This is a genomic window from Cocleimonas sp. KMM 6892, assembly GCF_035798195.1.
GTDB lineage: Bacteria > Pseudomonadota > Gammaproteobacteria > Thiotrichales > Thiotrichaceae > Cocleimonas > Cocleimonas flava.
On sequence record NZ_JAPFBV010000005.1, the window covers coordinates 109,497 to 132,690 of the forward strand.

The following is a 23,194-nucleotide window of genomic DNA, read 5'->3' on the forward strand; positions in this document are numbered from 1 at the left end:
CTTTGTGGCACAATAAAATCACTGAGATGAAATAATGAGTAACGACCATATAAATGATGTTGATCCACAGGAAACGCTGGATTGGACAGAATCTATCGAAGCGATAATTGAGGCCGAAGGCGTTGAACGCGCTCACTTCATTATCGAAAAGTTAATCGATACAGCACGTACTAACGGTGCAAACCTCCCTTATAGTGCAAGTACTGCTTATATAAATACTATTCCTCCTCATTTAGAAAAAACCTGCCCGGGTGATGCTGGACTGGAAAGTCGTATTCGTTCCTTTATACGCTGGAATGCTGCGGCAATGGTTGTAAGAGCAAACCGCAAAGCGAGTGAACTTGGCGGACATATAGCATCTTTTGCCTCATCCGCAACTTTATACGATGTGGGTTTCAATTATTTTTGGCGCGCACCTACTCCGGATCATGGTGGCGACTTAATCTATTTTCAGGGACATGCTTCCCCAGGTATTTACGCGCGCTCTTATTTAGAAGGACGCTTCGACGAAGCAACACTCGATACTTTCAGACAAGAAGCTGGCGGCAAAGGCTTATCTTCATACCCTCACCCATGGTTAATGCCTGATTACTGGCAGTTCCCTACTGTTTCGATGGGACTTGGCCCAATTAAGTCGATCTACCAGGCGCGTTTCATGAAGTATCTGCAACACCGTAAATTAGCTGATACCAAAGACAGACGCGTATGGGCATTTTTAGGTGATGGTGAAACCGATGAACCCGAAACACTGGGTGCGATCTCATTGGCAGGTCGTGAAAAACTAGAGAATCTGACATGGGTTGTTAACTGTAACTTACAACGCCTTGATGGCCCTGTTCGCGGTAACGGTAAAATTGTTCAGGAATTGGAAGCAGTCTTCCGTGGCGCAGGCTGGAACGTTATCAAAGTATTATGGGGAAGCTACTGGGACCCATTACTGGCTAAAGATAAAGACGGCATCTTGAAAAAGCGCATGCTTGAAGTTGTTGATGGTGAATTCCAGAACTACAAAGCGAAAGATGGTGCTTATGTTCGCGAAAACTTCTTTGGTGCTTACCCTGAGTTGAGCGCAATGGTTCAAAACATGACCGATGATGATATCTGGCGTTTGAATCGTGGTGGTCATGATCCACATAAAGTCTATACCGCTTATGATTCTGCAGTGAATCACAAAGACGGCCCTACGGTTATCCTTGCGCATACGGTAAAAGGTTACGGTATGGGTGCTGCAGGTGAAGGACAGAATCGTACTCACTCACAAAAGAAATTAACAGAAGATGAAATGATCGCTTTCAAGGACCGTTTCAATATTCCATTAAGCGATGAAGATGCAGCGGCAGCACAATACTATCAACTGGATGATGACAGTCCGGAGAAAAAATACCTGCTAGATCGTCGTAAACAACTCGGTGGCTCATTACCTGTGCGTAAAAGTACAGCGGCTCCTCTTGAAGTTCCACCTATCGATATCTTCCAGCCATTGCTTGATGGTTCGGGTGATCGCGAAATGTCTACTACCATGGCATTTGTGCGTATATTAACGATGATTACCCGTGACAAGAAGATGGGTAAATACGTGGTACCAATCGTTCCTGATGAGGCGCGCACCTTCGGTATGGAAGGCATGTTCAGACAGCTCGGCATATTCTCATCTGTCGGTCAGCTATATGATCCGCAGGATATAGAACAAGTGATGTTCTATAAGGAAGATAAAACCGGTCAGATCCTTGAAGAAGGTATCACCGAAGCTGGCGCGTTCTCATCATGGATCGCAGCTGCTACGGCATACAGTACGCACAGCGTTAATATGGTTCCGTTCTATATTTACTACTCTATGTTCGGCTTCCAACGTATTGGCGACCTTGCATGGTCTGCAGGTGATTCACGTTCACGCGGATTCCTGATTGGGGCAACTGCGGGTAGAACAACACTCGCTGGTGAAGGCCTACAACATCAGGATGGACACGGCATGGTTCAAGCCGGATTGATTCCAAACTGTATCAGTTATGACCCTACTTTCGCCTATGAAATGGCAGTCATTATTCATGACGGTATGAATCGCATGTACAACAAGCAGGAAGATGTTTACTACTACATCACTGCAATGAATGAATATTATAAACAACCTGCTTTATCTAAAGGCGCAGAAAAAGGCATCGTTAAAGGCATGTACTTGCTGAAAAATGGTGGCAAGAAAAAGAACAAAGTCCAGTTAATGGGTTCTGGAACTATCTTGCTTGAAGTCATCGCAGCAGCCGATTTATTACTCGAAGACTGGGGTGTGGATTCTGACATCTGGAGTTGCACCAGCTTTAATGAACTCGCTCGTGAAGCACACGAAGTTGAGCGTTGGAATAGATTACATCCATTAGAAGATGCGAAAGTGCCTTATATCACCAAGCAATTAACAGGTCATCGTGGTCCTGCAGTAGCGGCTACTGATTATATCAAGCAGTATCCTGAACAGGTAAGAAAGTGGATACCAAGTGCATATACCGTTTTAGGCACAGACGGTTTTGGTCGAAGCGATACGCGTGTTGAACTACGTAAGCATTTCGAAGTTGATCGTTACCAGATAACAGTTACAGCGCTGAAAGCGTTAGCTGATGATGGCACATTACCTGCGGTGAAAGTCGCTGATGCGCTTGAAAAGTACGGTATTGATACCGATAAACTTAACCCACTACAAGCTTAAGGGAGGCCACGATCATGAGTATTAAAGAAATCGTAGTACCCGATATCGGTGATTTTGATGCCGTTGAAGTTATCGAAGTATTGGTCGCAGAGGGAGACTTTATTGAAGCTGAAGATTCAATCGTAACGGTTGAATCAGACAAAGCCTCTATGGAAATCCCGAGTAGCGCGTCAGGTAAAGTTCTTAAGTTAAAAGTTGGACTCGGAGACAATATCTCCGAAGGCACTGTGCTGTTGATGTTAGAAGTGGATGATTCTGAAAAAGCAGAACCTTCATCAAAAGACTCCGCGGCAACAGATACGGCCGAGAAACCTTCTGAACCAGTGACAACCGAAGCACCAGCAACACCTGAGTCGAAAAGCGAAAAGCCCGCTGCAGCTTCGACATCTTCAGCCGGAACAACCAGCATTGAAGAGATCGTAGTACCAGATATTGGTGATTTTGATGAAGTTGAGGTTATCGAAGTACTTGTTGCAGAAGGAGATATGGTAGAAGCAGAAGATTCACTTATCACGGTTGAATCAGATAAAGCCTCTATGGAAATCCCCAGCAGCGCTTCGGGTAAAGTCCTAAAGGTTAAAGTAAATATTGGCGATAAAGTCTCAGAAGGCTCTGTACTATTAATGATGGAAGTTAATAGTGGGGGAAGCGACGCCAAACCAGAAGCGGCCCCTGAACCCAAAGAAGATGCAGTGAAACTCAATGTTACTGCTCCCGCTGAGGCTAAGCCAAGTAAATCTTCCGTTGATAAATTATCACCAACAGTACATCTGGATGAAAAACGCTTCAGTAAAGCTTATGCCAGTCCGTCTGTGCGTAAATTCGCACGTGAACTCGGTGTAGATTTAGGCGAGGTTTCAGGTACAAGTCGTAAAGGACGTATTAATAAAGACGATGTAAAAGGTTTTGTTAAGAAGGCTTTAACGACCAAATCAGCCGGTTCATCATTAGGCGTAGCACCTATGCCTGAAATTGATTACTCAAAATTTGGCGAGATAGAAACGCAATCTCTGAGTAAGATAAACAAGCTTACTGGTGAGTTTTTACATCGTAGCTGGGTGACTGTGCCGCATGTTACACAGTTCGATGAAGCCGACATTACAGAAATGGAAGCTTTCCGTAAGCAAATGGGCAAGGAGATGGAAAAAGATGGCATTAAAATCACGCCATTAGCTTTCATAATTAGAGCCGTTGTTACAACGCTTAAGCTCTACCCTCGTTTCAATAGCTCTTTAGATAATACCGGCGAAAACCTGATTCTTAAAAAATACTTCAATATTGGTGTGGCAGTTGATACGCCAGATGGGCTTGTTGTTCCTGTTATTCGGGAGGTTGATCAAAAGTCACTGGTAGAAATATCACAAGAAATTCGTCAATATGCGCAATTGGCTCGCGACAAGAAATTGAAACCTTCTGATATGCAAGGTGGTTGTTTTACGATCTCTAGTTTAGGTGGTATCGGCGGAACTAAATTTACGCCTATCGTCAATGCGCCTGAAGTTGCAGTGTTAGGTGTTTCCAAGTCATCCATGCAACCGCAATGGGATGGTACTGAGTTCAAACCGCGCCTAATGTTACCATTATCCCTCTCTTATGATCATCGAGTGATTGACGGAGCAGATGGCGCACGATTTACTTCACATTTAAGTAAAATGTTATCTGACATTCGTCGCATGATGGTTTAAAGTATACGGCTAAATAATAATTGATTATATGATTGACTTTTTTAATTATAAAGTTTACCGCAAACAATAGAAGGAAGTATTAATATGCACGCACCCCTAGTAGTCCTAGGCTCAGGCCCAGGTGGTTACACAGCAGCCTTTCGCGCAGCAGACCTAGGTCTTGAAGTTATTTTGATTGAAAAGTACGAAAGTATTGGAGGAGTCTGTTTAAACGTAGGCTGTATCCCATCTAAAGCTTTACTCCACACTGCTCAAGTTATTACTGAAGCAGAAGAAGCCGGAAACCACGGTGTTAGTTTTGGCAAACCAAAAATTGACATTGATAAGGTTCGTGAGAACAAAGATGATATTGTTGGCAAACTTACAGGTGGCCTTAAAGGACTTGCTAAGCAACGTAAAGTAACTATCGTTCATGGTTACGGAAAATTCACTTCTGATAAAGCGATTGAAGTTGAAGCGGAAGATGGTACTAAAACAGAAGTAACTTTTGATAATTGTATTATTGCTGCTGGTTCTCGTGTAACTAAACTTCCTTTCATTCCTTGGGATGACCCACGTGTAATGGACTCTACAGGCGCTCTTGAACTGGAAGATATCCCAAAGCGTTTGCTAGTTGTTGGTGGTGGAATCATTGGTTTAGAGATGGCTACTGTTTATGATGCACTTGGCTCTCAAGTAACCATCGTAGAACTATCTCCGGGCCTAATGCCTGGTACTGATCGCGATCTTGTTAAGCCATTAGAGCGTCGCATTGCCAAGCAATACGAAAACATTTTCACAAATACTAAACTTGCTTCTATTGAGCCATCTGACGCAGGTATGCTTTGTAAATTTGAAGCGCTTGATGAAAAGACAGCTAAGAACGTACCTGAGTCTGATACATTCGATCGCGTACTTGTTTCAATCGGTCGTTCACCAAACGGTAAATTGATTGACGCTGATAAAGCAGGTGTTGCAGTGGATGATCATGGCTTTATCGCTACTGATAACCAAATGCGTACTAATGTGCCTCACATCTTTGCAATTGGTGACATCGTTGGGCAACCAATGCTTGCGCATAAAGCAACACATGAAGGCAAAACAGCCGCCGAAGTGATTGCGGGTCACAAAGCATTCTTTGATGCTCGTGCCATTCCATCTGTTGCTTACACTAATCCTGAAATTGCATGGATGGGTAAAACAGAAGAAGAGTGTAAAGCAGAAGGTATTGAAATCACCAAAGGTGCATTCCCATGGGCTGCAAGTGGACGTTCATTAAGTAACGGCCGTAGCGAAGGTATGACTAAGGTAATGTTTGATAAAGGTACTGGCCAGATCATCGGTGCAGGTATCGTTGGAACAAACGCTGGTGAGTTAATTGCTGAAGCTGTATTGGCACTTGAAATGGGTGCTGATGCTGAAGATATTGGTTTAACTATTCATCCGCATCCAACACTTTCTGAAACATTCAACTTCGCTGCAGAAGTTGCTGAAGGTACTTGTACGGATATTTACGTACCAAAAAGAAAGTAAATGTTTAGTTAGCGACTCTATTCATTAATTATTCGCTTAATTAATGAATAGATAAGCAACTCAAAAAAGGCGTTCATTTGAACGCCTTTTTTTATGACACGCTCTTATTGTTTATATTGTTTATATTGCTTAGGTCACCCCCCTACTTTGAGGCGTTTTTTTGTTCCTGCCTTTCAAATGATTACAAACATTCTAAAGCTTCTATGCTTTCATCTTTTACTATGCCGTCGCGTTATAATATTCAACATGACATTTAATCAACATCGTACTTAATCAAATCGCACTTGTTCGACAATCAAATGTCATAGCAACGTAACGATTTGAAGATGAAAGACAACGAAAAAACGCAGAGAATGAAAACCATTAATAAACTTGCAGCACGCCTTTTCTTAATAGTATTTAGTTTTATTCTTGTTAATACTGTTTGGGCTGATACTAGCGCAGATACAAATGTTATTGCGCTTGAAGAAAGTGGGCACAGTAGCGAACAAACGAATCACAAAGAGAATGGTGAATATGTAAGAAAACGCTTTCTGCGCTTAATGAAAAAGCCTTTCGACACTAAAGACTCAAGAACCAGAATTCTGATAATCGGCGATAGTCACGCTCAGGACTTTCTAAATGCCATTGCTGAAAACAAGTTCTTGAAAAACAGTCAGATAAGAACGCGCTATATTCCCACCCGTTGCCAGATATACCTTGGGAAATCAGCTTATAAAGAAATTCATAAAAATGATGTAAGCCTCTGTAATCAATCAGATAGCCTGGAAAATGCGAAAGGACAAATAGCAGAAGCCGATATCATTATATTTTCAGCACTCTGGAGAATGTGGGCAGTAAAGGCCTTACCCAAAACCATCAGTAACCTTGGACTTTCTCCAGAACAAAAACTGTATGTAATCGGTAGACGTAGCTTTTTAAAGCCTAACAAAGAACAACTGCATAACCTATCTAAGGGCCAACAGCAGAACTTGAGATTAGCAGTAGATATTCATCAACAAGCCATTAATAAAGCAATGGCCAAGGTACTGGATGTACAGACATTTGTAGATGTACATTTTTGGGTATGTGGGCGAGAAGCAAGCTGCCCTGTTTTCACTGATAACATGAAGTTAATTTCTTTTGATGGTGGCCATCTCAGTAAAGATGGCGCACGGTATCTGGGCAGGATTCTCTTTAACAAGTCTCAGTTATCAGCATTAATCAACCCTGATTAATACTGCTGCAGACTTAGTCTCTAAAGTTTGTAAATTGCACAGGTACTCCAATATCTTCACCACGTAGCATTGCCATTACCTGTTGCAAGTCATCGCGCTTTTTGCCGGTAACTCGCATTTGCTTGTCCTGCATTTGAGTGGTGACCTTAAATTTACCAGCCTTAATCAATTTGCTCACTTTACGGCCAGCATCACCATCTAAACCTTGTTTAAGTAAAATTCTCTGGCGCGTATTTTTTAACTGTCCTTCGATATCCTGAATATCCAGAGCACTGGTATCTACTTTTCTAGCGACCATTTTAGAGCGCAATACATCACGCATCTGTTTTATCTGGAACTCACCTTCAGCCTTTAACGTAATGACTTCATCGTTTAATTCAAATGAGCAATCACAGCCTTTGAAATCATAACGAGTACTGACTTCTTTATTGGCTTGATCGACGGCATTTCTTAACTCATGCATATCAACTTCTGAAACCACATCAAACGATGGCATAGCTTTACCTCTTTACGATTTTATTATTTATGATAGGCGTATTTTACACCATTATTCTACAGCAAAAAACTCGTGACCGAGTTGTAACTTAAGACTAACTTACTCCTAAATAGCTAAGAAATATAAGGATTTCTTAGACTTCCGCAGCCTTAAAATATTTTATGGATCGTGCTGACTTCTCTCTACAATTTTTAATCATAACTACCCTATGAAAATGCGTATTCACAGTTATATACTACGTGTTCATTTATAAACTTATATCGGTATTTCTTATGTCTAGAACCTATCAATTGACGTTAATTCTTTTGTGTTCTTTTGTTCTCAATGCCTGTGACAACAGCAAACCTGAAGCAGAGGTAGAGACCAAAAAAGTGGTTAAAACAGAGACAAAGTCAGAGAAAAAGACAGAAGCAAAAGCCGAGATGTCAGCTGCAGATTCAATAACAATTGTTGACCCTTACATAAGAGCCATGCCTCCCGGTCAAAAAGTAACGGCAATGTTTATGACGATGGAAAATTCATCGCCTTCATTACAAGATCTAGTATCTGCAGATACCACTGCCAGTGAACATGCGGAGCTACATGAACACAAAATGATTGATGGCATGATGAAAATGGGACAGGTTGAAAAAATATCCGTTGAGGCAAATGGATCTGCAGCACTGAAACCAGGTGGTTACCACATTATGTTGATTGGCTTGAAAAAAGACCTTCAACCCGGCGAAATGGTCGATATTAAGCTGACCTTTAAAGACGGTTCGAGTAAAACAGTAAAAACAGAAGTGAAGAAAATAGCCGTTAATTAATTCACCTCTTCTAAGCTACTGATTTTAAATCAACTAAATCCAGAGAAACACAATTATGTCAAAAGCCCTTATCCCACTTTCTATTATCGCGCTTGTATTAGGCTTAGTTATTGGGAATAGCTTTTTTGAAGCACCAAAGCCAAAATCTGGTGAATACATCGATCCACCTGGCGGTGATTTCACGCTACAAAGTATTAACGGTGATGTCAGCTTAAGCGACTACAAGGGCAAGGTTACTCTTCTGTATTTTGGTTATACATTTTGCCCAGACGTTTGCCCAACCTCGCTATCTCGGGTAGGGGCAGCATTTAAAAAGCTCAACGAAGATGAGCTTAAACATGTTCAAGGGATACTTATCAGCGTAGACCCAGATCGCGATACACTGCAAAAACTAGCGGACTATACAAAGTACTTTCACCCTCAAATAGTGGGAATAACGGGTACTAAAGAAAAAATTGATGAAATCGCTGCGCGGTATGATGTTAAATATCGAAAAGCAGAGGGCACAACTGCGGCTAGCTACCTTGTTGATCACACAGCCTATATTTTCGTTTTGGATAAAACAGGAAAGATCAGAGAATATCTTCCACATGCTGTCGAAGTCGATCGTGCGGTTGAGGTTATTCGTAAGCTGATAAATGAGTAGCTAGCTCGACGAGAAACACGGCACAATTAATTATTAATCACGCCACTTTAATAACGTTTTCGGTTTAGCTTTAAACGTTACTAAGTCACCCCCCTACTTTGAGGGCTTTTTTCAAGGTAAATAGAGCTAGTGCAGAACTGGATGTTTATATAGTTATATGAACTAGAGCATCTTCTGCCAATGGCCAACATCGACCCATTGATCAAATTTAAAACCTACTTCTTTAAAGTGGCCCGCTTTTTCAAAACCTAATTTTTCATGAAGTTTCACGCTTGCTTCGTTTGGCAAAGCGATAATTGACATCAAGGTATGCGCTGAAGTGGTGTTATCGATGAGATCAAACAGGTGCTGATAGAGCTTTGTGCCAAGACCCTTTTCACCGTTTCCATTTTCCGTATAAATCGTCACTTCTAAAGTGCCCTTATAGGCTTCTCTCACAGCGTATTTATTGGCATAGGCATAGCCAATGATCTTGCCTTGCTGCTCATAGACTATCCACGGATAAGACTCGGTAGTAGCGCTAATGCGACGAGTCATCTCTTCAACAGAGACAGGATCGTATTCAAAAGAGATACAGGTGTTCTCGATATAGTAGTTATAAACTTCACAGATTGCAGCTGCATCATCTGTGGTTACGGAACGAATCAAACCCGAGCTCATCTGAACCCCCTAGCGCTTTAAATGGTCAAGGTAGCTAGTTTAATTAAAGGATTTAGAGCTGTCTATTCAAGGTTTTATTTATTAGTGTAATTGAGAAATTATCAAGTCTCCCCCCCTACTTTGGAGCACTTTTTTCTAATGATATTACTTTGTTATTGAATAACGCTTTTAGTCTTTAAGTTCTTTTTGAATAGAAGCAAGAATGCCACGCATGATATTCAATTCTGTCTCATCCATCTCAGCGCGATTAAACAAGGTCTGTAACTTCTGCATTATTTCACCGGGGTGCTTCTTAAAAATGAATCCCGTTTCAGTTAATGTTTCATCGAGATGCGTGTAAAACAAATCCATCTGTTGCGTATTAGGGTATTGTTTTGGCGCTTTATTTCTATCGTCTGAATTTAGCGCCCCATCCCCTGAAACAGCCAGGTGTTGCTTGAAAATTTCGTAACAAAAAGTCTGAACAGCAGCCGCAATATTCAAAGAGCTGTAATCAGGATTCGTCGGAATAGTCGCACGATATTTACACAGTGAGAGATCCTCATTGATCAGCCCCATTCTTTCAGGACCAAAGACCAAAGCTACCTTATTCGTGGCCGATGCTGTATAAAGCTTTTCTGCCGTTTCTTCAGGATTCAAAACGGGCAGATCATAACCGCGTGTTCTTGCCGTACTCGCAACAACCACCGTGCAGTCTTTTATTGCATCAAATAAATTATCGACTTGTGTTGCGCTTTGCACAATATCGTCAGCACTTGTCGACATCTTTGTCGCTTCATCTCTGGCTTGTTGCGTTTCGAAATCTTTTGGGGCAACCAAGTAAAGCTCACTTAAGCCCATTGTCTTCATCGCACGCGCCGCCGAGCCGATGTTGCCGGGATGAAAAGTGCGTACGAGCACAACACGAATATTATTTAGCACGATATTTTTCTATGAATTAAAAGTAATTGAATTATAGGCTGTGATTTAAACAGCATGAAGCAGTCAGGAGTAATGACTTTGAACATAGGTTTCAACTATCTGCTGAAATTCCTCTGCAATGCTATCGCCTTTCAAGGTCACCGTTTTCTCCCCATCCTCATAAACGGGAGCGACTGGCTTTTCACCACTACCGGGTAAACTGATGCCTATATTTGCTTGTTTACTCTCACCTGGACCGTTAACCACACACCCCATGACTGCGACTGACATCTCCTCAACTCCCGGGTATTGATCTCTCCAGATTGGCATTTGATCCAGTAGATAGGTTTGAATATCTTGCGCTAAATGCTGAAAATAATCGCTTGTTGTGCGACCACAACCCGGGCACGCAACAACTTGAGGCGTGAATGAGCGTAGACCCAGAGACTGTAATATTTGCTGACCGACAATCACCTCTTTTTCGCGCGCTTCACCCGGTTTTGGTGTTAGTGAAATACGTATCGTATCCCCTATGCCTTGTTGTAATAATATAGATAGCGCTGCGGTAGATGCGACAATACCTTTGCTACCCATTCCTGCTTCTGTTAACCCTAAATGCAGCGGGTATTCACACTTGTCAGAAAGCTCTTCGTACACTTTGATAAGTTCTTGCGCACTACTGAGCTTGCATGAAATAACAATTTTGTTAGCGGGTAAGCCATATTCTTCGGCTTTGGCGGCACTGCTTAATGCTGATTCTATCAAGGCATCGTGCTGTACTTCAGAAAGCTCTTTTGGTTTATCTAGCTGATGATTTTCGTCTAGCATTCTTGCTAATAATTTCTGATCCAATGATCCCCAGTTCACACCAATACGCACCGCTTTATCGTATTTAACCGCGAACTCAATCATCTGCGCGAATTGCTCATCGCCGCGTTTACCTTTACCCACATTTCCGGGATTGATACGGTACTTAGCTAAGGCTTTGGCACATTCAGGCACCGCACTTAGCAGTTTGTGTCCATTAAAATGAAAATCACCAATCAATGGAACATCACACCCCATTTTGTCTAGACGCTCTCTGATTTCCGGAACGGCTTCAGCAGCTTCCATGGTATTTACCGTAATACGCACAAGTTCAGAACCTGCTTTGGCTAATTCAGCAACCTGTTTAACTGTTCGAACGACATCAGCTGTATCCGTATTCGTCATTGACTGCACTACTACTGGCGCATCTCCACCAATAAGAATATTGTCTACATTAACGGCGAGTGTCTTTTTACGATTTGTTTTGGACATGATGAATCAGCTTTTCTGTTGAGGGTTTTATTGAATCTTGAGCTTTGGAAAATCAGGCACTTCAGTGAGACTATTTTTATCTAAATCTGACTCTTTTGCTAGTTGAGCAATGGTTTTCTTTTGTTCTGGGTGTATGGTTTCAGCCGCTATTTCTGCCAAAGGGAATAACACAAAAGGAAATTTGAGTATTTCAGCACGCGGAACATCATTATCTGGGCGTAAAATTTCATCACCATAGAGAAGTACATCAACATCTAAAGTGCGGGATATGAATTTGGTTTTACTTCTTTTTCGTGCGTGTTGATTCTCTATACTTTTTAGAAAATCTTTTAAATCAGCGTAGCTTAAATCTGTTTCGAACCCGGCAGATATATTGATAAAAGCATCGCCTTTAAAACCAAAGGATGCGCTCTCGTACGCCTTAGAAAATACCATATCAGGAAATTTTCTTTGTAATTCATCAACACAGGACTGAATATTCTTTTCTCGATCAATATTGCTCCCAATATCGATATATACAGCAACCATTTACATTACCTTAATCAGGTCTAACATTTAAAAAATCTAACTGACACAAAAGGAATTAACCTGTTGTTCGAGTTCTTTCTATTATAACACCCACTTCTGCAGAATCTGTGACTGCCATGGGTTTACCAAGAGATACTTTTATCCATGGAATCTTCATTTTATCCAACAATAATTCAGCAATGTGTTCTGCAAGCGCCTCTACTAGTTGAAATTCACTTTTATCAACAAGGTCTTTCACTAGTTTTGCGGCTTCTTTATAGTTTAATGTGTCTTTAATATCATCAGATTGAGCCGCATTGCGATTATCCCAGCCCATTTCGATATTCACATTAATTTGCTGATGTATTCGCCTTTCCCAATCATAAATACCTATCACAGCATCCAAACGTAAATCACGAATATAAACAATATCCATTAAGAATCCTTTTATTCTAGTCCTTTAAGCCTGTTAGTTTAAATGATTAGCTACAGTAATTATGTATTTTTCTTCAACATGGCTTATGACGTTTTTATTCATTACAGAGTAAATAACAATATTGATCTTGTCTTACACTATTGGCAAAAGACTTAAATTACACGAATAGAAAAATATATCAGACAATAAAAAAGCGACTCTTTATGGTCGCTTTTTTTGTAAAGAGTATTTCGATTTTAATTAAGCCCGTAAGAAAACTTTATCTTTTAGTGTAACCAGAAACTTCAAGGAATTGAGCAACTGCTGATTTCTAAACAATAAGTACCACAATGCTTTTGTCTTAACTGAAAAAGACTCTTTATTTTGTTGATACACGCTTTCTCTTACTGATACGTCGATAGTCCTTGTTTTAATAAAGTCAAGATTAGCATCGTGTATGACTTTCTCAATTTCATCCTTAAACTTGAAGTCTAAATATTGATTGATGAAATCTAATTGCTCTTTAAATCTATTCAAAACACTCTGTCTGCGCTTTGAACTTTTAAGTGTTTCAGAAACTGTCCAGCTGCTTTCAACCCCTACTCTATAAACAGCCATGCTACGGTCTAAAAATAAGGCTCCACCTCTCGCTGCACCCATTATTTGCGAAACAAAATCACCCGGGATTGCCGTTTCAAACCAGTTTGGTAATGAAGAAATTAAACGATTGGTAAATAACAATGATGCTGTGGGACAGAAAACGCCACCACCTAGAATGACTTCCTGAGGTGTAAATACTTTTGTTTTATCGGCATGTCTAGAGGCCACTTCTTCTCTGACATTATCGATTAATTTATAAGTAGAGTGGAAACACATATCTACATCAGGGTGCTTTTCCATTTCTTCTACTTGAATCATTAGTTTATCTTTATCTATCCAGTAATCATCGCCATCACAGAATGCAACATACTCTCCCTTAATTTTGGGAAACAGAATTGCCATGGTATTTACGCCCTGTGAAAACTGATTTTCTGTTTGATACACAGGTTTTACAATGTTGGGGAATGCAGTTTCATACTCTTTTAAAATCTCTGCAGTTCTATCCGTGGAAGCATCATCATTAATGATAATTTCGAAGGGGAAATCTGTCTCCTGCATTAGAAAACTATCCAGTGCTTCGCTGATACAGTACTCATGATTAAAGGCAACACAGGTAATGCTGACCTTGATGCCATCCCCTTGCCAGTTTTGACTAATCTCTTTTTCTGTTTTATTTATCATGTGAGTTTTTCTTTTTTTCTAATGTTAAATATAGTGAGTAAAGAATCAAATTGTTCTAGAACATCTTTGAAAGCCTTAACTTTTAAAACTCCGTTGAATAACAGATATAACGCAACAAAAATTATTCCTTTTAATAGCATACTAGGAAAGTCTGAGAGTGCTAACTGCGAACTGATGAACAGTGTAATTGCAACAGCAGGAAAAACGATAAACGTTTGAATCAAAATAGGTCGGACAATAGATAAGAATGACAAGCCTAATTCACGTGCAGCAAAATATATATTCAGTGAGGTTCCCAAAGCTGAAGTAACGATCAAGCTATATAAAAACGCCTTAATACCAAAGGCAAACAACACATAGAATGTGATTGATTGAATTATTTTTTTATAAATTTCCAGCTTTAGGAAAGCTCTGGATTTACCGCGACTACTAAGTACATTCACCATGAGTGCGCTGATAGGATAGGCAAAACCACTGAGAGCCAGTATTTTAAAATAGAAGATAGATGCTTCCCATTTGGCGCCCAATAACAAAACAATTAACTCATCTGCCACCAAGAACAAGCCACCTAAAATCAGAAAAGTCACAAAGCTGATGATTCCGGTAGATTTAATAACGACTCTTCTGAATTGTTCCAGATCATTTTGAATTTTACTCAAAACAGGAAATAGCACTGACATCAAACTACCCGCAGAGTACTTTACCACTAGCATATTCAACTGCTTCGCCTGATGAAAGAAACCTAAGGTTGCAGGAGCAAACAGCTTTCCTATAATCAGGTAGTCTGCTCTCTCATAGATGGTATCCAAAAGCCCTGCGAGGAACATATTCATTCCATACCCCCACAGCTGCTTTAATGCTTTGAAAGAGAAAGCTAAAGTAGGAACCCAGCTACTTCTACTCCAAATGAGGATATTGATTAACACTTCTCTTGATATTAGTTGAGCGACTAAACTCCATACCCCTGCTCCCCAAAACGCGAGCAGAACACCGATAACACCACTCAGTACTGAAGCTATCAAGTTAACTTTTGTGAGTAATTCGTAATTCAGTTCTTTTCTTAAAATAACGCTTTGCACGGCATGGAAAGCACTAATAATAAACAGCGATGACATCACCTGTATCAAAGGTAGCAGTTCTGGATTGTTATAGAATGTCGCTATCTGACCAGCAGATAAATACGTCAGTAAGGTAAGTAAAAATCCCGCTGTAATATTGAAAAAGAAAACGGATGAATAATGTATGGGTAGTAGTTTTGATCGCTGAATTAAAGCTCCACCCAAACCCACATCTGAAAAGATGGTTGCAACGGAAACAATAACCATAATGATGGCAATCAAGCCGAAGTCACTTGGCTCCAGTAGCCGTGCAAGGAATATAGTGACGATCAGGCTAGACGCATGTGTACCCAGATTTCCAAGTAAATCCCAGATAAATGCCTTTAGCCCTTTTGTTTTTAGATCGCTCACTATTTTTTCCTAAGGCGAATAGACGATTATATCGACAAATTCACCTTTTGTTTTTCACTAGCTAACTTTGCTTGGCTCTATGACCATTTGATCACTCATTTCTTCTTCGGATAAATACGGCCTCATATCTTCAAAAGAACGATTAAAGTCTAATCTCGGCTCAACGGTTGTAATGTCCGCCTGCACACGAATATCGATTATTTCACAATCATCAGTTTGTAAACTTTTATCGATTCTCTTTTTAATTTTTTCCATGTCAGTCACTTGATGACTTTTGATGCCATAAGCCTTACCGATTTTCTTAAAATTAGGTACACTATAATCATTAATTGAACCTACAGAGTTTCCTTCTAGATAAGCATCCTGACGAAGTTTAACCATGTGTAAACTTTCGTTATTAATCACGAATATCTTAATTGGTAGTTTTCGTCTTTTTATGATTTCCAATTCCTGAATATTCATTTGGAAACCACCATCACCAGTAATGACAACCGCTCTTTTTCCTGTCGCCAGTGTTGCGCCAATTGCCGCAGGAAGTGCAAACCCCATCGAGCCAAAACCACCAGAGAACAAAACACGTTGCTTTGCTTTAGGTTTAAGTGATTGCGCAACCAGCATTTGGTGCTCGCCTACATCGACACAAATACAATCATCATCTTCTAAATGTTTAGAAATTTGGTAAACGATCTGGTTACCCAATCTATCAGTTTTATCATTATTGTATTCTGCTGGGTATTGCGCTTTGTAGCTTAGGACCTTCTCATGCCAAAAGTCGATTTCATTTGAATACTTTCTGAGATTCAATTGATAGAGGAATTCACGCACATCTTCCTTTATCAATAAATCCATATCGACCCTGATACCTAATTCATTAGCATCTATATCGACTTGAACCTTCTGAGCTTCGCGCGCAAACGTTTCAATTTTTCTACCTGTTTGCAAGTTATCTAAACGAGATCCAAGCACGATTAATAAATCAGAATTTGCGATTGTTAAGTTTGCGTGACGCGTACCGAAATTACCTAGAAAACCCAGATTATATTTATATTCGCTGGTAATAGAATCTTTACCCATTAAGGAGTAAACCATCGGAATTTGAGTCGCTTCGAGAAACTTCATTAATTCAGCTTCTGCACCAGCAAGTCGTACCCCACCACCTACTAAAACGACCGGTCTTTCTGCTTGATTGATTAGCTTAACAGTCTTCTCTATATCAGCCGCTAATTTAGCATTAACCGCATTTTTCTCTAGTAGTTCTTTGTGCTCATCGCTACCAAAAAATGATTCAATCTCTTCTGGATTAAAATCAGTTAAGAACTGTAGATTCTCTGGAATACTGACTAACACAGGACCTTTTCGGCCTTCCTGTGAAATAAAATACGCTTTTTCTAACTCATATCGCATATCTTTTAAATCAGTGATCTGAATGGCATATTTTGTTATTGATTCAGAAAGAACAACCATATCGGTTTCCTGAAATCCGAACTGGCGGATATTTCTATCACCTTTACATTCACTCGGAGGAACATCTCCAATAATAAATAGAGTGGGCACTGAATCGAAATAGCAATCTGCGATACAAGTCAGCAAATTAGTCGCACCTGGGCCACTTGTAACCGTAGCTACTCCACTTTTGCCAGTAACACGCGCATACGCATCAGCGGCAAATCCTGCGCCCTGCTCATGAATCGTAAAGACGTTCTCTATCTCTGGGTGTTTATCAATAGAATCACATAAATGCGCGTTTTTTCCGATATAGCTAAAGACTTTATCGATATGATTGTCTGCTAAAAACTGAATCACATAATCTGATACTTTCATTGGATGTATTCCTAAAATATTGTTTTTTATAGTCTTTAAAGGTGGAGCTTTAAAAATAATGTGTGATGAAAAACTTGAATCACTCTACTTCAAGTCTTAATAATCGAAAGGCATTTTCTTTATCTGCAATGAAGTCAGTGAACCCATTTTTTTTATAAAATTTATGACTCATTTCATTCAAGTAATGAATTTTGACCATCACTACATTGAAATCATGCTCTTTTGCGTATTCACTAATCCTGGTAATTAACTTTGATCCTAATTTTCGACCTCTAAATCCTTCTTTAATCGTTAAAGAAGAAATATATCCAATTTTCTCTTCAGCATTATTGAAGTAACAAGGCGAAAGACCGATCAAATTGACGTTATCCCATAGAGTAAACTGAATGGAGCTTTCTAATAATTTTTCGCTATATTCATTAATGTTTACTCGATCACTGAGTTTCTCGAAGTAGTCATTATCATGCACTTTGAAAAAATCACTGATTTCCAGAATGGATAATTCTTTGATTTCAAATTTTATTTCCTGAGAACTCATTCATTTAAGAACAAACTGACCTAGCAGTTTATTCGCCTCAGCTTTAGAGTTGAACATCAAAACATCGATGATTGATAGATGAGGGACAAAGTCATTATAAAATTGCTTATATTCAACATCCGCCACTTCTAAAAAAGATAATTCCATACCTTCTTTTTTAAATGACTCTTTGTCATAAAGGCTTTGGCCACCTATGGCATTAACGTATTTCTCAGCATTTGCCCTTTTACAAATATCAATGGTTCTATCTTGCGCCTTTAAGGTTGTCTCACCTTGCAAATCACTTAAATAGACAAACTGGGTATTCATTCCAAGGTATTTTGCGATCTCTTGAATTGAATGCCCCAAATATCTGGCTAAGTTTTTTTCTTGATTTTGTAATAGTGCTTCAATCATTGGAAATACCTCATTGAAATGAGGTGCCTTTTTATAATTAAGCTTAATCGTGCTAATTATTTTACGGGCATTATTTCCGACTTTTACTTCGTTAATCAGCGACGTTCCATTAACGCCCATAACCTCCAGGCTAAATCTATGGCGCTCACCGTTTAACAAAATATAGTTTCTATTTACATAACCTTTTTTGATGTATTGCATGCTGTCTGATATCACGTATGTGTCAGACAGATTGATTAGCTGCCAATACCCAATATACGGAAACAAATAAGGCTGATTACTACCAACTAACACTTTCAGCTAGCCTGCTCGTAAGTGCGCATATTGCTCAGCGTATCAATAATCGTTTCGGCAACCATTGGCTCTACGCCTGAATGCATTGGGATAACCAAAATACGGCTAGCGATATCTCTTGAGTTTTCCATGACTTCACTACAATTTACATAAGGTAGCGTATCTAAAGATGGCTTGAAATATTGACGAGCTGCCACGCCCTTTTCAAACAATGCTGTTCTTACCTGATCCATTTCATTTTCGTCATCAAATACGACAGGGAAATAACTATAGCTCTGATCTGCTGAAGGGTTCTTTTCTTGCAGTTGAACGAACTCTCTTAATTTGCGTGTATAAAATTCGTGACTTTTTTTACGCTCTTTGTGGATGATGTCTTCTTCTTCAAGCATGCATAGACCCATTGCAGCGCCTACTTCATTAAGCTTAGAGTTCACTCCTAACATAGAAACAGAATCGGGCGCATCAATACCATAGTTACGAACGACCTTGGCCTTTTCGTAAAGTGCATCATCTTTTATAACGATGGCTCCGCCTTCAACGGTATGGAACATCTTGGTAGCATGGAAGCTGATGATCGACATATCGCCATATCCCAGAATATGTTTGCCTTTGTATTCCACATCAAATGCATGAGAAGCATCGTAGATCACTTTTAGGTCATGCTTTTTTGCGATAGCGTCAATTTCATCTATCTCACAAGCGTTACCAAACACATGACACGGTGCGATTGCACAGGTTTTATCATTGATTAATCGTTCAATATTTTTAGGATCCATATTGTATGTATCCTTATCAATATCAGCGAATACAGGTGTTAACCTTTCAGCTGCTATTGCACTTACTGTAGATACAAAACTAAAAGGCGTTGTTATTACCTCTTTGTCTTCTTCTTCTAGTAAACGATACGCAAATTGAAGCGCATCAGTACCACTAGAAAGGCACAGTAAGTTTTTTACTCCAAGGAAATCTTCGAGCTTTTTCTCGAGTTCTTGTACTAAAGGACCATTATTCGTTAGCCATCCACTTTCATAGATACCATCGATATATGACTTAAACTTTTCCCTATCAGGCATGTATATTTTGGTTACATAGATCATAATAATTCTTATATTTGTTAGAAATTAAATAAATTATTTTTGTTATGCGAATATTCTAAAACTGATCAAAGATTAACCAAATGGAGTTGAGATAATTGGTAGCATGTACCATTTAATAGGTAGTTTTTAATAGAACGGTAACAAATAGCGTCTAATATTTTTGCAGAGAAAGCATTTGAGATGTCAGCAATTAACGGATAATCAAGAAGTTAAAATCATAGAAAAATTAGGTATTTACGTAATTTATACTGTAAAAAACCTAATTAAAAATACTGTAGAAGAGTGAGATAAGTGACTGCTGCAAGTCTATTTATTAGACTTACAGCAGTACTTTTAAAGAATTATTTTACACGTCTTAATAGACGGCATATCTTGAGTAATAGGCGAGTGAACTATCAATGTTAGACCACTGATAGATCAGCTATAGATTATTTTATAGTCTTCAAATACGCTTTAAATCTATCACCAATTTCTGGATGACGTAGACCATATTCAACATTAGCCATCATATAACCCAACTTAGATCCACAGTCATGACTTTTACCTGTCATATGGAAAGCATTTACTGTTTCTTTATCCATTAACATCGCAATAGCATCCGTTAACTGGATTTCGTCTCCAGCACCTGCGGGGGTATGTGCTAATAAATCCCAAATTGTAGCAGGTAAAACATATCGACCAACAACAGCAAGATTAGATGGCGCCTGATCCACTGGAGGTTTTTCAACAACCTGTGTCATTTTCGCTGATTTGCCTGCAGAAATTTCATGCCCATTACAATCGGCTACACCGTAGCTGCTAACCAATTCCATAGGAACAGGTTCGACCATAATCTGGCTTTCGCCGTTTTCATCAAATAATCTGAGCATTTCGGCCATGTTTTCAGTCGACAGATCACTGCTCGCTTCATCGATCAAAACATCAGGTAATACAACCGCGAAAGGGTTATCACCGATAAGAGGTTTAGCACACAAAACCGCATGCCCAAGACCTTTAGCAACGCCTTGTCTTACATGCATAATCGTTACATGTTCAGGGCAAATAGATCTAACTTCATCAAGCAATGAACGTTTTACACGCTTTTCAAGCGTAGACTCCAGCTCATAACTCGTATCAAAATGGTTTTCGATGGCATTCTTACTAGAATGCGTTACCAATACAATTTCTGTGATACCGGCAGCAATACATTCATTAACGATGTATTGAATCATTGGTTTATCAACGACAGGTAACATTTCCTTAGGAATTGCTTTTGTAGCTGGCAACATACGTGTACCTAGACCAGCGACAGGAATGACAGCTTTACGGATTTCTTTTGTTTTTTTCATTATTAGTATTTTCCAAAATTAAAAAAATAATTAAGCCCAGCAAATCCTTCGCAAATATAACGATTTGCCTAATTATTACTCTATTTTCTCATAAAACTATTCTGTAGTCATTACTGTTAGTCGGATACATAGCATGCAAAATAATTTCTATTACGCTGATTATTATAGAAACAAACCAAATACACCCCCCTACTTTGGGGCGTTTTTTTTAAGCTTAAGATTAGAATCTCAAAAATGATCAGGGTATGAATGGATAAACCGGTTATTGGTTTATCTATTCATTACTCTTCAATTACTATTTCTAAAGACTCAAATATGCTTCATTTGCTTCGTTTAGTTTTCGCAAATCTTTACGCAATACTTTACCTACATTACTTTTTGGTAAATCAGAAACAAACTCAATGTACTTAGGACATTTATATCCTGTCATTTCTTCGTGGCAATAATCTTGAAGTTCTTTTTCAGTCAGGCTGTCATCACTTTTAACGACAAATATTTTAACCGCTTCACCTGATTTTGCATGTTCAACACCAATTGCCCCTACTTCGAGTACTTTTGGATGTAAGGCTACGACGTTTTCTATCTCATTTGGATATACATTAAAGCCTGAGACGATGATTAAATCTTTTAAGCGATCAACCAGTTTTACCATGCCATTCTCAGACACGACAGCAACATCACCTGTTTTTAACCAGCCATCTTTACTCAACACATTGTCTGTTTCTTTCGGTCTGTTCCAGTAACCTTGCATGACTTGAGGTCCACGGATACACAACTCACCTGCCTCACCAAAACCAAGTTCCTTGCCGCTTTCATCGCGGATACTAATCTCGGTCGAAGATATAGGTAAACCAATGCTTCCGGTAAAACCATCAATATCGAGCGGATTAATAGTAGCGGCTGGAGAAGTCTCGGTAAGACCGTAAGCTTCTACAAGAACATGCCCAGTAACTTCTTTCCATTTTTTAGCGGTATATTCTTGTACTGCCATACCACCACCTAAAACCAGTTTTAGGTTTGAAAAGTCTAACTGGTCAAAACCCGGGGTGTTTAACAGGCCATTAAAGAGTGTATTTACCCCTGTCACAAACGAGAACTTTTCCTTAGATAGCTCTTTTACAAAACCAGGCATATCTCTTGGATTAGTTATTAATACACTTTTTGCACCAATTTTTAACGCAAACATCGCATTCGCAGTTAACGAGAAGATATGATAAAGCGGCAAGGCAGTGATAAATGTTTCCTGGCCATCGATTAAATCTTTAGACGCCCAGTGATATGCCTGAAGCAAGTTCGCAATCATATTCTCATGCGTTAATGCAGCACCTTTTGCGACTCCTGTAGTGCCGCCAGTATATTGGAGAAAGGCGACATCATCATGACTTACTTCTGCTTCCGTAAACGGCTTGCCTTTTCCTTCAGCAAGCGCTGTTTTAAAGCTTATTGCCATTGGCAAACTAAAAGAAGGCACCATTTTCTTCACATATTTCACTACAAAATTTACCAGCAGTGATTTAGGGAAAGGCGCCATATCACCTATCTTGGTGGTGATAACGGTTTTAATATTGGTATGCTGGATAACTTCTTCTAAAGTATGCGCAAAGTTTTCCAGAATCACGATCGCAGTAGCATCGGAATCTTTTAGCTGATGCTCTAGCTCACGGTCCGTGTATAGCGGATTCGTATTAACCACGATTAACCCAGCACGTAACGCCGCGAATAAAACAATAGGATACTGGATAAGATTCGGCATCATAATCGCAATACGATCGCCTTTCTTCAAACCACGTACATTGGTCAGATATGCAGCAAAATCTCGGGTTTGCTGGTCAAGTTCATCATACGAGATAGTTGTACCGAGATTGGAATAAGCAGGTCTATCGCGAAATTGATTAATCGACTTTTCGAATAAATCCCCTAACGATTTATACTCATTCGTATCTATGAACTCTGGAACCCATTCCGGGTAACTTTTCAACCATACCTTTTCCACTAAATATCTCCTTGGTAATTGTTCTATCTGTCTTTTTATTTTTTAATCGTTATTTTATAACTATGTAACTATATGAAACTATGTAGTCTGATAACTCACTCAAACTGTCTATGTCTTTAATATAGCTCTATTTCTCTAA

19 protein-coding genes and 1 pseudogene are annotated in these 23,194 nt (G+C 39.5%); 6 read left to right on the forward strand and 14 right to left on the reverse strand.

Features of this window, described 5'->3' with window-relative positions:
• The first annotated feature begins 34 nt into the window (after positions 1-34).
• The 4 genes and pseudogenes from aceE (at position 35) to OO007_RS14385 (ending at position 7,109) form a co-directional block, all read left to right on the forward strand.
• On the forward strand, positions 35-2,695 hold the full coding sequence (aceE, locus tag OO007_RS14370; protein WP_325809323.1) for a pyruvate dehydrogenase (acetyl-transferring), homodimeric type: 2,661 nt from the start codon (positions 35-37) through the stop codon (positions 2,693-2,695).
• Between the two features lie 14 nt (positions 2,696-2,709).
• Positions 2,710-4,380: a dihydrolipoyllysine-residue acetyltransferase gene (gene aceF, locus OO007_RS14375; protein ID WP_325809324.1), complete on the forward strand. Its 1,671-nt coding sequence runs from the start codon at positions 2,710-2,712 to the stop codon at positions 4,378-4,380.
• An 81-nt stretch (positions 4,381-4,461) separates the two neighbouring features.
• Positions 4,462-5,892: pseudogene (gene lpdA / locus OO007_RS14380) on the forward strand (dihydrolipoyl dehydrogenase); the annotation flags it as partial.
• 326 nt (positions 5,893-6,218) lie between these two features.
• Positions 6,219-7,109, forward strand: coding sequence for an SGNH hydrolase domain-containing protein (locus OO007_RS14385; RefSeq protein WP_325809326.1), 891 nt, complete (start codon positions 6,219-6,221; stop codon positions 7,107-7,109).
• Between the two features lie 13 nt (positions 7,110-7,122).
• Here the strand turns inward: OO007_RS14385 and OO007_RS14390 are convergent, their stop codons facing one another.
• Positions 7,123-7,605, reverse strand: coding sequence for a YajQ family cyclic di-GMP-binding protein (locus tag OO007_RS14390; protein WP_131906781.1), 483 nt, complete (start codon positions 7,603-7,605; stop codon positions 7,123-7,125).
• A gap of 272 nt (positions 7,606-7,877) precedes the next feature.
• Here OO007_RS14390 and OO007_RS14395 point away from each other — a divergent pair, with 272 nt between their 5' ends.
• The gene (locus OO007_RS14395; RefSeq protein WP_325809327.1) at positions 7,878-8,411 is read left to right on the forward strand and encodes a copper chaperone PCu(A)C; all 534 of its coding nucleotides are present in this window, start codon (positions 7,878-7,880) and stop codon (positions 8,409-8,411) included.
• A gap of 55 nt (positions 8,412-8,466) precedes the next feature.
• Positions 8,467-9,057 (forward strand): SCO family protein, encoded by a 591-nt coding sequence (locus OO007_RS14400; protein ID WP_131906783.1) that lies wholly within the window; start codon positions 8,467-8,469, stop codon positions 9,055-9,057.
• 162 nt (positions 9,058-9,219) lie between these two features.
• Here the strand turns inward: OO007_RS14400 and OO007_RS14405 are convergent, their stop codons facing one another.
• The 13 genes from OO007_RS14405 to OO007_RS14465 all read right to left on the reverse strand — a co-directional run bounded on the left by OO007_RS14405 (position 9,220) and on the right by OO007_RS14465 (position 23,055).
• A complete protein-coding gene (locus tag OO007_RS14405) occupies positions 9,220-9,717 on the reverse strand; it encodes a GNAT family N-acetyltransferase (RefSeq protein ID WP_325809328.1) in 498 nt (165 codons plus the stop codon).
• Positions 9,718-9,885: 168 nt separating this feature from the next.
• Positions 9,886-10,638, reverse strand: a complete 753-nt coding sequence (locus OO007_RS14410; protein WP_325809329.1) for an RNA methyltransferase — start codon at positions 10,636-10,638, stop codon at positions 9,886-9,888.
• A 63-nt stretch (positions 10,639-10,701) separates the two neighbouring features.
• Positions 10,702-11,916, reverse strand: coding sequence for a flavodoxin-dependent (E)-4-hydroxy-3-methylbut-2-enyl-diphosphate synthase (ispG, locus tag OO007_RS14415; protein ID WP_131906785.1), 1,215 nt, complete (start codon positions 11,914-11,916; stop codon positions 10,702-10,704).
• 27 nt (positions 11,917-11,943) lie between these two features.
• Positions 11,944-12,444, reverse strand: a complete 501-nt coding sequence (gene folK, locus OO007_RS14420; RefSeq protein WP_325809330.1) for a 2-amino-4-hydroxy-6-hydroxymethyldihydropteridine diphosphokinase — start codon at positions 12,442-12,444, stop codon at positions 11,944-11,946.
• A gap of 55 nt (positions 12,445-12,499) precedes the next feature.
• The gene (gene folB, locus OO007_RS14425) at positions 12,500-12,859 is read right to left on the reverse strand and encodes a dihydroneopterin aldolase (protein WP_325809331.1); all 360 of its coding nucleotides are present in this window, start codon (positions 12,857-12,859) and stop codon (positions 12,500-12,502) included.
• A gap of 240 nt (positions 12,860-13,099) precedes the next feature.
• The gene (locus tag OO007_RS14430) at positions 13,100-14,119 is read right to left on the reverse strand and encodes a glycosyltransferase family 2 protein (protein ID WP_325809332.1); all 1,020 of its coding nucleotides are present in this window, start codon (positions 14,117-14,119) and stop codon (positions 13,100-13,102) included.
• Entirely contained in the window at positions 14,116-15,588 is a 1,473-nt protein-coding gene (locus tag OO007_RS14435; protein ID WP_165874725.1) for a lipopolysaccharide biosynthesis protein, read from the reverse strand. Before OO007_RS14435 ends, OO007_RS14430 begins: the two co-directional genes overlap by 4 nt.
• A 57-nt stretch (positions 15,589-15,645) precedes the next feature.
• Positions 15,646-17,409 carry a thiamine pyrophosphate-binding protein gene (locus OO007_RS14440; RefSeq protein ID WP_325809333.1) on the reverse strand — a complete coding sequence of 588 codons (1,764 nt, stop codon included), beginning with the start codon at positions 17,407-17,409 and terminating at the stop codon, positions 15,646-15,648.
• Positions 17,410-17,488: 79 nt separating this feature from the next.
• Positions 17,489-17,947, reverse strand: coding sequence for a GNAT family N-acetyltransferase (locus OO007_RS14445; RefSeq protein WP_131906791.1), 459 nt, complete (start codon positions 17,945-17,947; stop codon positions 17,489-17,491).
• Positions 17,948-18,637, reverse strand: coding sequence for a WbqC family protein (locus OO007_RS14450; protein WP_325809334.1), 690 nt, complete (start codon positions 18,635-18,637; stop codon positions 17,948-17,950).
• A gap of 2 nt (positions 18,638-18,639) precedes the next feature.
• Complete coding sequence (locus OO007_RS14455; RefSeq protein WP_325809335.1) at positions 18,640-19,710, reverse strand: DegT/DnrJ/EryC1/StrS family aminotransferase; 1,071 nt, start codon at positions 19,708-19,710, stop codon at positions 18,640-18,642.
• 452 nt (positions 19,711-20,162) lie between these two features.
• Complete coding sequence (gene galU, locus OO007_RS14460; protein ID WP_131906794.1) at positions 20,163-21,062, reverse strand: UTP--glucose-1-phosphate uridylyltransferase GalU; 900 nt, start codon at positions 21,060-21,062, stop codon at positions 20,163-20,165.
• A 301-nt stretch (positions 21,063-21,363) separates the two neighbouring features.
• Positions 21,364-23,055 carry an AMP-binding protein gene (locus OO007_RS14465; RefSeq protein WP_325809336.1) on the reverse strand — a complete coding sequence of 564 codons (1,692 nt, stop codon included), beginning with the start codon at positions 23,053-23,055 and terminating at the stop codon, positions 21,364-21,366.
• Positions 23,056-23,194 lie beyond the last annotated feature (139 nt).